The following is a 12,976-nucleotide window of genomic DNA, read 5'->3' as shown; positions in this document are numbered from 1 at the left end:
GAGCAGCACTCCCTGCGATAACGGGAAGCGTCGTCGCAAGGAAGCGACTTCGGGACAGAATTTACATTTGTCTCCACGCGCCGCATTGCGCCGTGCTACAACAGAATCGCCTGTCTGGGAGGGGGACTCCCATCGGGCCTTATTGAATGGTTGCGCGTGCTTGCGGTGTGCGGCGCACACATGAGTACGCGTCATGAAAGCTATAACTCGACATTTCTCAGGGGGAATCGATGTTCACCAGAGTTTCGATCATCAATGCGCTGGCCGGCTTCGTCGTGTGCCTGGTTGCCGCATCCGCCGACGCGCGAATCCGCGCGGCTGGCGCACATCACACCACTAGTCATGGCGGCCACTACACGTCGGGCCACGGTTCTTCTCATAAGGGCGGTAGTTACCGTAGCCCGAGCACCAAAAATCAATATCGTCGGCACAAGTCTTAGTTTCTATAAATTTTTGAAATAAAAGGCGCCAAGAGCAGTTGATATAGCAACTAGGTTCAGCCTGCGCTTCTATAAATGGGGTAGCTAAAAAACCTACTCTGCCCCCAGGTTCTCGTTACACCCGCAAAAAACGCAGCAGAACGTCCTGCGGTGAAGTTGGCACAACGCTGGCAGAGTCAAGAACCACGGATGTTCGGCCGGATTGATGGTGTTCAACGACTCACAGAGTATTGCGTTACTCCGCGTCTAGGCGGTCCAATAGTCAAGCGTCTAAGGAGAGACTGTGATCGACCGCTTTAACGACGTGATGGAATTTCGCTCATCGCTAAGTCCCGAGACCGATCGCGGGTGCGCGCTAATGGCCGCATCATTTCTAGACTCCGAGCTCGGCGACCTACTTCGGTCATATGTTGTAGACGACAGGAGTGTGGCTGACGAGGTTTTTGGGCAGGCTAGACCTTTGGGAACGTTTTCGTCTCGAATCGACGCCTCATATCTCCTAGGGCTTATCAGCGCAAATGCGCGCCACGATCTGCACTTAATCCGAAAGATCCGAAATGATTTCGGTCACGTACATCGCCCTCTCACATTCGAAGATCAGTCCATCTCGAACCGCTGTCGGGAGTTGTCACTTACATTCCGTAATGCCGGCGATCCTCCACGTAAGCACTTCATCTCTTCAGCTGTCGCAATTTTGGCGTTGCTGCACACAGCCATGAACAAGCGGAGCCGAATAACTTCGCGCGCGGAGCCCGATCTCGCGGCTGCCAAGGGGCGCCAGAGCGAGCTGGTAGCCATGGTGAAACAGGCGCTCGAAGAAGCATCTGAAGCTTACGAGGGAGACGCCTAATTATTCGTTCAAGCCGATGCCGCCTCGCGGCGCGGATTAACTCATATGTTAGCTTAATCATAGAGAGAACCGGCATGTCGCGACGAGAGCTTGTAACGGGAAGCCCTATCGCCGTAATCGACGCTGAAGTCGTATCGCACATCGGCAGGGAGCTCGGCCATGTTCGCGAAGATGTCCGCGACTGCACTTACTTAGCGGAGGCCAAACGCGTACTACCGGTAAAGGGCTACCGAAGCGCGATTGGCTCATATTGGAATGCCGTCGTTGATGACCTGCGTCGAAAAGTCATACATAGAAGCCTAGATCTCTTCAATAAGGAAATGAAGTTCCGTAAGAACATCGAGCGCTATGAGGACTTTCAAGATCACGTGACTGATCATGATCTGATCGAGGGCGCATACAAGATTGGCGTTCTGAGCTGGGAAGCAAGAAAGATGCTTCAGCAAGCACGGGAGACCCGAAACCTCTTCGACGGCCACCCGCAGAGCACCGAACCGGGCCTGCTGAAAGTGCTAAGTCTCATATCGGACTGCAATAAGTACGTTCTGTCTGAAGAATTCCCGCCGTCCATCATCGACATTTCCGAGTACATCGCTCAGATGGACTCTGCAAACTTCGCGAGAAACGAGCTGGCTGTTGACCAAGCGTTCAGCGACCTTCCGCAGGTCTATAAGAGCGAACTAATTAATCGCCTCTATTCGTCTTACGAGGGCGAGAACATATCGAGCGATCTTCGTGGAAACATCGAGTTTAGTGCGCCAATTCTCTGGAAAGCGCTCACTCGTGAAGACAAGACAACTATAGGTAAGCGCTTCGAAAAAACCGTTATATCCGGTAACTCGGCGCGAATTGCTCGCGGCCAGGACTTCATGCAGCTAGTGGGCGGCCTGATGTATGTCTCCACCGCCACCCGAAGAATACTCGTCGAGCCAATCATCAAGTCTTTAGCGGCCGCGCTCGACGACTGGAGTGAGGAAGGGCGCGTCGCCGCAGAGCTTAAGAACTATTCGTCGTTTATACCCGTTGATCTGCTTCCTGACTACGTAGCTGCAATCACAAAAACCTATGTCGGCTATCAGGGTAGCAGCGCGCAATGGTCACGAACAACGTTTTACTCAAATGCGGCAGCACCAATCGTCAAAGAGATGTTTGAGTCATTTGACTCGACGGCAGTCGACGCGTTTGTGGATGTCATTCGAGCGGATGCGGTCTTGCGTCGTCGAATCACGAGTCGGGGGCAGCTCAACCGTCTGCGCGTGCTCGGCCAAATTGCCCTCGACAAAGGGCTCGGCGCTGATGTGTCGAGACGATTCCTGGAGCTTCTCGTAGACGAGCAGCGCACCGGAGAGTTTTACGGCCAGTTGCCAAAGGTCGAGGAGGAGGGATAACGGAGTCAGGTTGACTTATTTGTTGATCGTGGCGAGTAACGTGTCATATCGAGAAAGTGGAGAAAGTGGAGAAAGTGGGGTCAGAGTCCAATTTTATCCAAGAAAGTGGGGTCGGGAAAACATGGGTCGGAGTGCACTTTTCTTAAAAAAGTACACTCCGACCCCAGTTCTGCTCCGACCCAAGTTCTGGAGTGCATAAAGGGAATTTCAAAATGCTTAAGTCCATCAAAATGCGTGATGTTGCAACGTTTCCCGACTCAGACTTACTGATCCCTCTCAGTAAGCGTGTTGTTTTGTTCTATGGCCACAACGGTTCTGGCAAGTCAACGATTGCAAGAGCACTAAAAAAACAGGAAGGTGAATTCAGCAAGTGCTCGCTTTTGGATGATGGCGCGGGACCATATCAAATCCTTGTCTACAACACGGATTACATCGATCAAACTTTCTATGGTGACAACGCATTCCCTGGAATTTTTACCTTGGGTGAAGAAAACAAGGAGGCTAGTGAAGCGATAGATAAAGCTCGTAAGTTAATCGACGAGCATGTCACACGAAAACTCACTTTGACGACGATGAGGCAAAATCACGTCAGTCAAAAGAACAGCGATCATACGGCCGTAAAAAATGCGGTTTGGTCAATCAAAGAGACATATGAAGATGGTGACCTTGATTTCTGTCTAGAAGGACTGAAGGGGGCAAAGGACAAGTTGTGGAACAAGCTTATTGCCTCACCTAAAGCCAATCAGTCGGTCGACCTCGTTGTTTTGGCATCAAGGGCCGCCGAGATCAATGGTGCGACTGGGCTCAAGAAAGCTTCGCTTCCAAAAGTTTCAAACTTCATCGCTTTCAACGAACATTTGTTGGCACAGCGAATTGTTGGAACAAGCGATAGTTATCTATCGGCATTGATTGAAAAGCTAGGAAACTCTGACTGGGTTAGGCAGGGCCAAACATTCCTGCCTTTCAGTGAAAATGTATGTCCTTTCTGTCAGCAGGAATTGAAATCTGAATTCGAAGAGAGCTTGAAAAATTTATTCGACAAGACGTATCAAGAAAGTATTCAAAAACTGGAGGAATTCGAAACCTCCTACACGGGCTTAGTGGACAATTACAAGAAAATTCTGTCGGGCGCTGAGTTTTCTGATGAGTACGTTCAGAGCGATGCAAACTTCATCAAAGCCAAGGCTGCGTTGGACAAGACCCTTGATAGCAATCAGACTTTCATCGAAAAAAAAAGGAATAACCCTGGTGAGGTCGTGGAGTTGAATAAGACGGAAGATTTTGTTGTCGAGGTGAATCGATGCATAGATGAGATTCAAATAAAAATAGACCAATACAATAAATTGATCATAAATAAGCCTGCGGCGCTGGGCCAGATCAAGGAACAATTTTGGTTGGCAATGCGAGCCAACTATGACGATGCCATAAACGATTATGATGCAAAGACTAAGGCTAGTGATGGCAAGATAGGGGATCTGGACAAGGAGTTGTCTAACATTGCTAAGGCAGTGGCAGACCTAGAGACTAGTATAGAAGAGAATCAAGGAAAGATTACCAACATCGACCTTTCGGTTGCTGCCATCAATCGCTCCTTGAAGAGCATTGGCATTAATGACTTTAAACTTGTTCAGTCAACGGCGAAGACTGGCTACTATGAACTGAAGCGTGGAAATGGCAAAGCTTCGCGTTACAAGTCGCTGAGTGAAGGTGAGAAGACGCTAATCGCACTCCTGTACTTTTTGGCGCTTTGTAACGGGGCCCATGATCAGACGACATCGGTGGATAAAACCCGACGGATTCTCGTTCTTGATGACCCCATATCGAGCCTTTCGCATAACTATCTTTATGAGGTTTCGTCATTGATATGCCAGCGATTGATTGAACCAAATGAGTTCCGGCAGATCATCATCTTGACTCACAGCATGTTCTTCTTTCACGAGCTTTACAGGCATTTCAAGCCACAGCCCAATAAGAATTATGAATTTTTCAGGGTTGTCAAAGATAGCTCATCAAAGGTAACAGCGATGAGTTTTGACGACATCAAAAATGACTATCAGTCTTACTGGTCTATCTTAAAAGATGCCCGTGACGGGAAGGTCTTGCCAGTCATTCTTCCTAACATCATGAGGAACATTCTTGAATATTATTATTCCTTTGTTCACAAATCTGACGCGCTTCACAAAGAACTAACAAAGCTTGAGAATGAGGACGAGACATTTAAACCTTTCTACCGATACATAAATCGAGGCTCTCACTCAGATGCAATCAATTTGACGGACATGGGGGTGATGGACGGAACAAAGTTCCTAGACAAGTTCAAAGATGTTTTTGTTAGAACTGGGTTTGTCGAACACTACGACGCGATGATGGTTTAATCACGGAAAAAATGAAAACAGGGGTCAGAGTGCACTTTTCTATCTCGCCTCGCGACGCGGCTTAGTTCAAACGAGTGAGTCCTATGGAAGCCTGGCAGCCCATTACGGTCGATGAGCTTGAGGCGCTGGTGGCCGACCAGCTTCCTGGCTGCTCGCCTGCGCAGCAGGCTGCGTTCGCCCGCTACCGTGTGCCGTTCTACTCAGTGCCTTTCCAGCGCAGCTTCGGCTTGGAGCAGGCGCTTGTTGTTGCGGAGCTGCCGTCCGGCCTGCTCTACTACGAAGACGTCGAGGACGGATTTGAGGTTGGCGTGTTGGATGCGGATGGCATCTTGCACGACCATGGCTGCAACCAGTTGGAATTGACTTACGCGCTGTCGCGGGCAGGGTTCTGACAATTCACTCGAGTCCATCTCGCTCGGCTCCGCTGCTTAACGCTCGTGTTGGACCCCATGCTAAAGATTGTCGTCGGCGTCTGGATCTACCTCTGCGGCCTCTTCGGATCGCTTGTCACGGCGGCACAGCTGTCGCAGATTCTCGCTGCTTTCCCCGCGAGCCAGCTCGAGTCTTATGGGCCGCGTGTGCCGGGGGTTGCTCGTTCGTTTTCTGCTTGGTTGCCCTATTCCCCAGCTGCGCTTTGGCTCAGTGCAGCCGTTACTGCGGCAATTGGTCTCTATCTGTGGCGGTCGCGCCACTCGCTCGAGAACAAGCTCTTTGCCTCGGCCGTCATCGCGGCACTCAATTTGTGCTTGGCAATGTTCTTTGCGACTGCGCTGCTGACGGCGTACTTTTATCTACCCAAGATCGCGAATACGGCCTAGGATCCATCCGAGCTGCCGCCACCTTGCGGCGCGGCATCATGCAGGCTCTGGGCTCATAATCGGGACTTCAAGTGATTCGACTGATACTGACCGCGATTCTCGCTTTGGCATGCACGTCGGTGCATGCAGACGAACCACTTCCAGCTGCGCTTTCGCCAGCCGACGAGGCAGCCAAAATTGCGTCCGCACAAACCGTCGGAAGCGCGATCTACCTGCATGATCAAGCCGCGTCCGTGGCGACCGACGCGGTGCTGGCAGTGCCTGAGTTCAGGCGAGACAAGCGGGTTAGAGGCTGGGTCACGGAACAGCAGGGCGCCGACATTGTCGTGACGTTTCTGGACAGCACGCCGGCGGCGATCTATCGGGTCGCCGTCACCAACGGGAAGGCCGGGTCTGTCAAGGCGCTGGAAGCGCCTGTTGCACTCACCGCTTACGAAGCGGGCGCGGCGCAAGCCCGCGCCGCGGCAACGACGGCGCAATTCGAGCGATGCGCGAAGAAGTACAACTCCGTTGTATTGCCAGGCAAGAGTCCCGAGGAAGACTGGGTCGTTTACCTTCTGCCAGCAACGACAAAAAACAACGTGGTGCCGATCGGCGGCACCTACCGCTTCTCGGTGAAGGACGCGCGCGTCGTATCCCAGCGGGCATTCACGCGCACATGCATCGTTCTAGAGACGGGCCCCAAGGTGGAGGCGCTGATGATCACCCACTTGCTCGATCCAGTGCCCACGGAGGCACACGTGTTCTGGAGTCTGTGGGCCAGAAAGCCCATCTATGTCGCCACAGCGCCCGCGGGAACGATCTGGACTGTGCAGGGCGACCAGATCAGGTTGGTCGAGCGCAAATAGGAAAGACCACGAAGACAAGGGGAGAGTGCACTTTGTTGTGTGCGACACGTCTGTAAGTTTGCTCCGATTTCAGTCGGCTCTAGCGCCAACACCGCGATCTGTGGGAAGCTCGACTCTCGGTGGCAGCGCCCGGCAGCACAGTTCATACGTCACCGCCTCCTGGTATGGATTCGTCGAAGCCGGCATGCTCCGCGCGCGGCTCAACCCAGGCCGTAGGCTCAACAGCAGGGTTCTTGATGGCCCCACATGCTCCGAAAGCACTGGTTCGTCGGCGGTGGGCAGTCGTTGCAACCACGTCGTTGCTTGCCTTGGTGCTTTGCTACCTCACGCTTTGTCTGGTCGTACTGCGTCAGCCGGGCTGGCTACCTTCTGGTTCGCTCCTTGGCGCCTCGCTGATTGGTCCACCGTATTGGCTTGTCTGGGGAGCCGGGGCGTACCCCATGTTCTGGGGCTCCACTCTGCTTGTTGCGGCCGTCGCCGCTATCGGCGCCTGCTGGCGCGCGTTCGCGCTGCCTTGTGTCGGGCTTTGCCTTCTCGTATGGATGAGTTCAGGATTTCTTGCAGTGGCCATGTCTATCTAGACATGCTGGGTAGAACAAATACACGCGAGACGAATGCGTATCCGTGGGTCCGCTTACTTCAGGCATCAATCTAGTGATGGACGCGCGGTGCGGCGTCCACTTTGGACAAGTCCTCATGATCGCGATCTGTGGCATGCTCGACTCCTGGCGGCAGTACTGGGGAGCGCGGTCCATGCTTCACCCCTTCCTTGGCACCAACGCCTAACGATGATGCAACCCGAAGCCGCCGCGCGGTGCGGTTCAATTCAGTTGGCAGACCCCGAGAACATGTCTATGCAGCCGGCGAAGATTTCCGTACTCGCTCTGCTGGTTCTTGAAGCAAGTCTGGTCATTTCTACGGTGGCGGCCCTCCTCCTGTGCGATGTCCCTGTGGTGCCTGTTGCGTTCGCCGTGCTTGGCGTTGGCTCGTTCCTGGCGCTTCTGATCTCTGTTCCGGCAGCGTGGTACTCCGTGGCCACGGATCGCTCAGCTCGCTCGGCACCTTACCTGTCGGTCGTCGCCGTCGGTAGTCTCCTGATTACCTGTTTCATCGTGCTGCCGTTTCTGGGCGGCGGCGTGTAGCAGTGGGCACACCAAGCCCGGAGGCTTGGGGCCTGACGGCCGGTCTTGGTGACACCCAGCGGCCAGCGACGCCAGCAAGATCCAAGACAGAGATCTATGGCATGCTCGCGCCCGTGCGGTAGTGCTGGGGAAGCGCAGTCGATGCTTCACCACCTCCTGGCACCACCGTCTAACTATTCATTCAACCGGCCCAGCTTCGCGGTGTCGCCCAATCCAGGTGTCAGGACGCATGACCAAGCAGTTCCGACTCTCGCAAGATCAGATCAAGCCAGTGGCCGAAGGCTACGGCGGCTGTATTGCCACCGACAGGATCACCGTCGACGGTGATTCCGTGCGCTTCATGTACCGCGAGGCGCCGGACAACGACATCGATAGCGGTTGGCGCTTCATGTCAGGCTCCGAAGACGATGCGTACATGGACAACCCAGCCAACCATGCCGTGTATGACGTCAACACGATCGCCAACTACGATCCGAGCATTATTCCGTTTCTGGACGCCCCGGAAGGCAGCGCATTTGAAAAGCCCCCGGAATCGGAGCAGTTCATCGCGGTGACAAACTGGACGCCGGAGGATGAGCCCTGACAGTTGATTCAAACCGCCTCCAGATCGCGGCGCGGCTTAACTCGTATGTTGGCGCGCCATGAGAATTGCAGACCACTCGATCGTCTCCTTCCGAATCTTTGGAGATGACCTCGTGCCATCAGAGATCACGGACCTGCTGGGCTGTGAGCCAACCAGGGCATTTGCCAAGGGTGATATCCGTGTAGGGGCCAAGACCGGCAACCGCTACGTAGAGAAGATCGGACGATGGAGCTTGGCGGCTGAAGACAGCTACCCCGAAGACATTCCGGCCCAAATCTCCAAGATACTGAGCAAGCTGACAGAAGATCCGGCCGTTTGGGCCTCGCTTCGGTCACGCTTCACAATGGACTTTTTCTGCGGCGTGTTCATGGGCTCCTCCAACGATGGAATGGAGTTCTGCCCAGAGGTGCTCGGAGCACTTTCGTGCTGTGGCATCTCGCTCAGCCTGGATATCTATGACGCGTCCGATGATTGAAGTGCATGGGAAGCATGCCTACGGTGTGGCCTGACAATGCGCTCAACCCTGACGTACCAAGGAAACAGGATCGGCGCACTTGTCTTGGAAATGCACACTGATCCCTGTTCTATTGAACGCAAAGCCATTAAACACGGCCCCGCCTGGATGAAGCGCGGAAGACGCACACGTGACAACGACAGCTGACGACCTCAAAGCCCAACTCGCCCGCTCGGGTGTCATCCTGGAGATTGGGGGATTCCGGCCGCCCGACGATCCCCTGGCGAGTTGGTTCGGTCGTGTGAACGTCTGTGCGCCTGGCGAGGCATGGCCGGAGACGGCGGGACGGCCGATGCATGCGCTGTGTCAGATCAACGTCAGCGAATTGCCTCTGCGTCCGGCCCGCCTCGCGGATATCGCATTCATTGCGGTGTTCATCGGTCCCGATACGCTCCCGGTCGATACGCCCAACGGACAAGGGTGGTGTCTGCGGGCGTACAAGCGGCTCGATGGACTGATCCCGCTGACGCCACGGCACACCGATTCGCCGATCAGCGCATTTCCGATGCGGCCGCATGTCTTTCATGACGACTACCCGTGCTGGGAGGATGCGCCGATGGATCTGCCCGCAGATATCGAAGCGCACTACCACGATCTCTTCCGGAACCTGGATGGCTTCAAGCTTGGAGGATGGCCGACGCTGATCCAGGCCGAGATCTTCTGGGCGCCGTTCAAGCGCCATCCCGCGTCGCCGGAATTCGTCTTCCAGATCGACTCCACGGACAAGGGCCGCTGGATGTGGGGCGACAGCGGTGTCGGCTACTTCGGCCGCGGAACAGCGCCCGGAAAAGAAGACGAGTGGGCGCTTGCGTGGCAGTGCTATTAGCGGCGTCCGGCGGAGAAGGTTGCGGGACCAGGTGCGCAGTTGATCGAGTGATGCATCAAGCGAAGTCCTAGCCAGACCGCGCGCTATTGTGCGCAGTGCGCCGACAGGTCTACTCTGATCCAGCTGTCTGGTCGACCACATTAGGGGGTGTGATATGAAGTGTGGACTGCTGTCGTTGATCCTGCTGGCGGGCCTTGTGGCATGTCACTCCGCGCCGTCGCCGCGGCCGGCCGTCGCACATGGGGATGGCGCATCGCCGGACCGTCCCGTCGATCTGTCTTCGGCGCATAGCGAAGGCGCGGGCATCGCCGCGCAACGCACATGGCTCGATCAGCACTACCCCGGCGCGCGCATCAAATCGCAGTCGCTGTTGTTCGAGCCGTCGGCCATGGACCTCATCACGATCGTGCTGCCCTCCGGCGAGGAGCGCGAGGTCTACTTCGACATCTCGTCCTACTTTGGGAAGTGGTGAGCGGCGCGATGCATGTCATGCAGGCATTTGTGATCGGATTCCTGGCGCTGGTTGCGTGCGCCGGCGCTGCCTTCGTGGTGGCGGTCGTCTTCCCATCCCGCCTGGCGTTGTGGCTGTTCCTGTTTACGTCGACCATGACCCTCCTCTGTCTAATTTGCGTCGACTGGTTCCTGCGGGATGGATTGGGACCGGACGCGGTCACATCGCAGGGAATGCAGGCGGCCTTGCGTGTCGCCGACAGTGCCTGGTTTCCGGTGTTGTGCTGGGTGCTCCTCAACAGTTCGGTCCATCTGGTCTATCGATGGAGACGCAGGAAACGTGGAGAACGCACCGCGATGGCCGACGTACGCTCCGGGTGAAGCGCGGCGACTAGCTCGCCTTACATCGGTCCCGAGTCGCGAAGCCGATCGCTTCGCGCATCGGTTCAATCAGGGGGATGACACATGCAAATAATCCGCGTTGCAGCAATGAAGAGGTTGACGCTCTTCGCCGCCGTACTGCTGGCAGGTCCGGCACAGTCGATGTCGCTTGACTGGCGGCCGGTCTACTTCAAACAGGGACATCCGCTTGTAGGGGAGAACCTTGAGGACTCGATGGATAACGCGAGTGGAATTCAACTCGAGAATCTACAGGTGAATGTCTCAATCATGAAGAAGTATCCGAACGTCGCTTATGACTTGATGGGGAGGGCGAACGCAACTGAGTGCAGCCCTGCATCGTGCATGATGTTGTCGGCACGTCGCGCCGAACTGGTCTATGACTATCTGCTGGAGCAGGGCATTCCCGCCTGTCAGATCAAGACCATCATCGCTGCCGGCACCAGCAGTCCGATTGCGCGACCGCAGGATGATGCGCCCCCTGACAGGTCAGTGCACCTGTTGGTGACGCTCGGCAAGACGTGCTGATGCAATGAGACATCTCTGAAGGGGTCAACTGAACCTTTGACGCGCGTTGGTTCCCTTGTCTTGCGCTCTGTTCGGTAGGGCGAGGCGACGCCTACTCCATCGCGAACTGATCTAGGAACGCTACAGAATGCATCGACGTATCCAGGCCCTGGGAGCCGCGACCATCGTGGCGTGTGTCGCCGGCTTCATGCTCGTCGGCTATTCGCCGATGCCGTGTGCCTGCGAGACGCCATGGCAGCTGGTGTATGCCGCGTCCGGCTTGCCGTCTGACCGTCCCTATCGGACCTATGACGCGGAGCAGCTGCAACGTGGCCTTGACCGCCATCTTGCAGGATCGACTGTCGTAGGTTCGAGCGACTACTTCTTCGATGCCTGCCAGGAAACGGCGCCCCGGCGGCGGCGATGCGTCATCGCCACCGAAGAGTCGCTTCTCCGAAAGTCGGGCTACGTGATCGAGATGGACACGGACGCGGAGGGAAGGCTCGAACGCACCCATGTGACGACTTACTCGGCGTGGCGCTAGCTGCCAGTCCCGCAATGTATCCGGCGGGTAGCGCCGAACTCGTCACGGACGAAAGATCGGGTTCGGCGCTCAAGCGCGTGCTTGAGGATCTGCCGGGCGTCGAGGACGACATCAAGCAGTAGATCCTGTCCGGCCTTGATGAACACGGCGGAGTGCTCAACGAACCACCTGTCGTCAAGGATTTCGTGCCCGCCCTGGGTGCCTACCGGGGCCAGTTGGTCGTCGCCATTGGTCACGATGGTCACCTGCAGGAAATGCGTTGCCAGGACGAGGCCGGCGCGGATCGTGCCGCAATCCCCCATCTGGAGGAGTCTAACGCGGTGGCCTGACCGATTACGGGGTAGATAAATGTGCGGGACGTCTACCTCAGTCAACCCAACGACACGCACCGACACTCCGCCGTAGACATCCCTTGCCGCTCCAGTGATTGGTAGCCATTGACCGCAATCACTGGCTCGGCGAGGATCGCGCCACGCCGCGCTTCTGCGGTAACAGGAACAATCGGGCCACAGATGGACGGTACAGCGATTCGGTTAGGAATTGTGGCCCTTGTCTTTGCCACGTGTGCTTCGATGAACTATTCCGCTCTCCGGATGGCCGGTGGCCTGCCTGGGAGGATGAAGACACTTGGCGTGATGTTTGGCGCTGTCGGCATCCTTTTGATGGTTCTGGTGGTGCTATGCGTCTTCATCTCCCTGCTTCAATACTTCATCGGCGGCGCCTATCTAGTCGTAAGGCTGCTTGATCCACTCCTCTTGGGCGTAGGTTTCTGCACCACCGGCTCTCTCATTACCCTAGTGCTTGGCACGCGAGGCAGGCATGACAAAAAAACCCGCTGACTCAATCGGGTCTACTGCCCTCGGTGGAGCGACGCAATGCAAGCGGACATCGCTTTGAACGCCACCAACGTTGTTGCCCGCAACTTCGCCCGATGCGGTGCATACGACGACTGCTCGTTCGTCGGTCGTCTCCATGAAGAGATGCGCTGGGACTGGGACGAGTACTGGCTTCTGGAGAAGGCATTGTATGACCTGGCGACCGAGGGCGAACTTGAGCGCGAGACGGCATGGCCTCTGTTCCGGATCTTCAGCTTCGTGCTGATGCTCCTTGGTTGCCACTTCAATCCCAACGACGTCTTTGCGATCAAGGGCGCCTCCGACGAAGATGTCCACGATCTGTGCGACCGACTCCAGTTGGTGTTTGAAGGCTTCTATGCTGGCAGCATGCCGGCACATGACAGGCTTGACCCGTCTAACCCGTTGTTGACGTCGACTCATCATTAAACACATCAG

General features: G+C 55.7%; 17 protein-coding genes. 16 read left to right on the top strand and 1 reads right to left on the bottom strand.

The genetic code is table 11. The features are described 5' to 3' along the window. Positions 1–248 precede the first annotated feature (248 nt). From RAB71_RS00510 to RAB71_RS00445, 14 genes are all read left to right on the top strand, one after another. Positions 249–440, top strand: coding sequence for a hypothetical protein (locus RAB71_RS00510; RefSeq protein WP_234006632.1), 192 nt, complete (start codon positions 249–251; stop codon positions 438–440). Between the two features lie 924 nt (positions 441–1,364). After that, the gene (locus RAB71_RS00505; RefSeq protein WP_040900719.1) at positions 1,365–2,678 is read left to right on the top strand and encodes a hypothetical protein; all 1,314 of its coding nucleotides are present in this window, start codon (positions 1,365–1,367) and stop codon (positions 2,676–2,678) included. Between the two features lie 212 nt (positions 2,679–2,890). After that, complete coding sequence (locus RAB71_RS00500) at positions 2,891–5,053, top strand: AAA family ATPase (RefSeq protein ID WP_104609604.1); 2,163 nt, start codon at positions 2,891–2,893, stop codon at positions 5,051–5,053. 83 nt (positions 5,054–5,136) lie between these two features. Continuing rightward, entirely contained in the window at positions 5,137–5,445 is a 309-nt protein-coding gene (locus RAB71_RS00495) for a hypothetical protein (RefSeq protein WP_010340836.1), read from the top strand. 57 nt (positions 5,446–5,502) lie between these two features. After that, entirely contained in the window at positions 5,503–5,871 is a 369-nt protein-coding gene (locus RAB71_RS00490) for a hypothetical protein (RefSeq protein ID WP_010340835.1), read from the top strand. Positions 5,872–5,942: 71 nt separating this feature from the next. Beyond that, a complete protein-coding gene (locus RAB71_RS00485; RefSeq protein WP_138985720.1) occupies positions 5,943–6,719 on the top strand; it encodes a hypothetical protein in 777 nt (258 codons plus the stop codon). A 788-nt stretch (positions 6,720–7,507) separates the two neighbouring features. Then, positions 7,508–7,861 (top strand): hypothetical protein, encoded by a 354-nt coding sequence (locus RAB71_RS00480; RefSeq protein ID WP_040900898.1) that lies wholly within the window; start codon positions 7,508–7,510, stop codon positions 7,859–7,861. A gap of 229 nt (positions 7,862–8,090) precedes the next feature. After that, entirely contained in the window at positions 8,091–8,444 is a 354-nt protein-coding gene (locus RAB71_RS00475; RefSeq protein WP_010340832.1) for a DUF2185 domain-containing protein, read from the top strand. A 58-nt stretch (positions 8,445–8,502) separates the two neighbouring features. Next, positions 8,503–8,919: a DUF4279 domain-containing protein gene (locus RAB71_RS00470; RefSeq protein WP_010340831.1), complete on the top strand. Its 417-nt coding sequence runs from the start codon at positions 8,503–8,505 to the stop codon at positions 8,917–8,919. A gap of 169 nt (positions 8,920–9,088) precedes the next feature. After that, positions 9,089–9,784 (top strand): DUF1963 domain-containing protein, encoded by a 696-nt coding sequence (locus RAB71_RS00465; protein ID WP_234006485.1) that lies wholly within the window; start codon positions 9,089–9,091, stop codon positions 9,782–9,784. Positions 9,785–9,959: 175 nt separating this feature from the next. Continuing rightward, entirely contained in the window at positions 9,960–10,256 is a 297-nt protein-coding gene (locus tag RAB71_RS00460; protein ID WP_138985719.1) for a hypothetical protein, read from the top strand. A gap of 17 nt (positions 10,257–10,273) precedes the next feature. Further along, a complete protein-coding gene (locus RAB71_RS00455; protein WP_138985718.1) occupies positions 10,274–10,615 on the top strand; it encodes a hypothetical protein in 342 nt (113 codons plus the stop codon). Positions 10,616–10,723: 108 nt separating this feature from the next. Further along, positions 10,724–11,161, top strand: a complete 438-nt coding sequence (locus tag RAB71_RS00450) for an OmpA family protein (RefSeq protein ID WP_010340825.1) — start codon at positions 10,724–10,726, stop codon at positions 11,159–11,161. A 127-nt stretch (positions 11,162–11,288) separates the two neighbouring features. After that, positions 11,289–11,684 (top strand): hypothetical protein, encoded by a 396-nt coding sequence (locus tag RAB71_RS00445; protein WP_010340824.1) that lies wholly within the window; start codon positions 11,289–11,291, stop codon positions 11,682–11,684. On the opposite strand, the gene RAB71_RS00440 is transcribed toward RAB71_RS00445, so the two are convergent. After that, entirely contained in the window at positions 11,681–11,929 is a 249-nt protein-coding gene (locus RAB71_RS00440; RefSeq protein ID WP_138985717.1) for a hypothetical protein, read from the bottom strand. The two genes, RAB71_RS00445 and RAB71_RS00440, sit on opposite strands and share 4 nt — an antisense overlap. A gap of 327 nt (positions 11,930–12,256) precedes the next feature. On the opposite strand from RAB71_RS00440, the gene RAB71_RS00435 reads away from it, so the two are divergent. Then, a complete protein-coding gene (locus RAB71_RS00435) occupies positions 12,257–12,523 on the top strand; it encodes a hypothetical protein (protein ID WP_029561806.1) in 267 nt (88 codons plus the stop codon). Between the two features lie 36 nt (positions 12,524–12,559). Beyond that, positions 12,560–12,967 carry an Imm41 family immunity protein gene (locus RAB71_RS00430; protein WP_010340821.1) on the top strand — a complete coding sequence of 136 codons (408 nt, stop codon included), beginning with the start codon at positions 12,560–12,562 and terminating at the stop codon, positions 12,965–12,967. Positions 12,968–12,976 lie beyond the last annotated feature (9 nt).

This window comes from Xanthomonas sacchari, from assembly GCF_040529065.1.
Classification (GTDB): Bacteria; Pseudomonadota; Gammaproteobacteria; order Xanthomonadales; family Xanthomonadaceae; genus Xanthomonas_A; species Xanthomonas_A sacchari.
This window is presented reverse-complemented; position numbering and strand designations above follow the sequence as displayed.

What these genes read in the sequence shown, in the direction of transcription:
- RAB71_RS00505 (WP_040900719.1), top strand. Translation starts at nt 1,365, where the DNA reads ATGTCGCGACGAGAGCTTGTAACGGGAAGCCCTATCGCCGTAATCGAC.
- RAB71_RS00500 (WP_104609604.1), top strand. Translation starts at nt 2,891, where the DNA reads ATGCTTAAGTCCATCAAAATGCGTGATGTTGCAACGTTTCCCGACTCA.
- RAB71_RS00495 (WP_010340836.1), top strand. Translation starts at nt 5,137, where the DNA reads ATGGAAGCCTGGCAGCCCATTACGGTCGATGAGCTTGAGGCGCTGGTG.
- RAB71_RS00490 (WP_010340835.1), top strand. Translation starts at nt 5,503, where the DNA reads ATGCTAAAGATTGTCGTCGGCGTCTGGATCTACCTCTGCGGCCTCTTC.
- RAB71_RS00480 (WP_040900898.1), top strand. Translation starts at nt 7,508, where the DNA reads ATGATGCAACCCGAAGCCGCCGCGCGGTGCGGTTCAATTCAGTTGGCA.
- RAB71_RS00475 (WP_010340832.1), top strand. Translation starts at nt 8,091, where the DNA reads ATGACCAAGCAGTTCCGACTCTCGCAAGATCAGATCAAGCCAGTGGCC.
- RAB71_RS00470 (WP_010340831.1), top strand. Translation starts at nt 8,503, where the DNA reads ATGAGAATTGCAGACCACTCGATCGTCTCCTTCCGAATCTTTGGAGAT.
- RAB71_RS00455 (WP_138985718.1), top strand. Translation starts at nt 10,274, where the DNA reads ATGCAGGCATTTGTGATCGGATTCCTGGCGCTGGTTGCGTGCGCCGGC.
- RAB71_RS00450 (WP_010340825.1), top strand. Translation starts at nt 10,724, where the DNA reads ATGAAGAGGTTGACGCTCTTCGCCGCCGTACTGCTGGCAGGTCCGGCA.
- RAB71_RS00445 (WP_010340824.1), top strand. Translation starts at nt 11,289, where the DNA reads ATGCATCGACGTATCCAGGCCCTGGGAGCCGCGACCATCGTGGCGTGT.
- RAB71_RS00435 (WP_029561806.1), top strand. Translation starts at nt 12,257, where the DNA reads ATGAACTATTCCGCTCTCCGGATGGCCGGTGGCCTGCCTGGGAGGATG.
- RAB71_RS00430 (WP_010340821.1), top strand. Translation starts at nt 12,560, where the DNA reads ATGCAAGCGGACATCGCTTTGAACGCCACCAACGTTGTTGCCCGCAAC.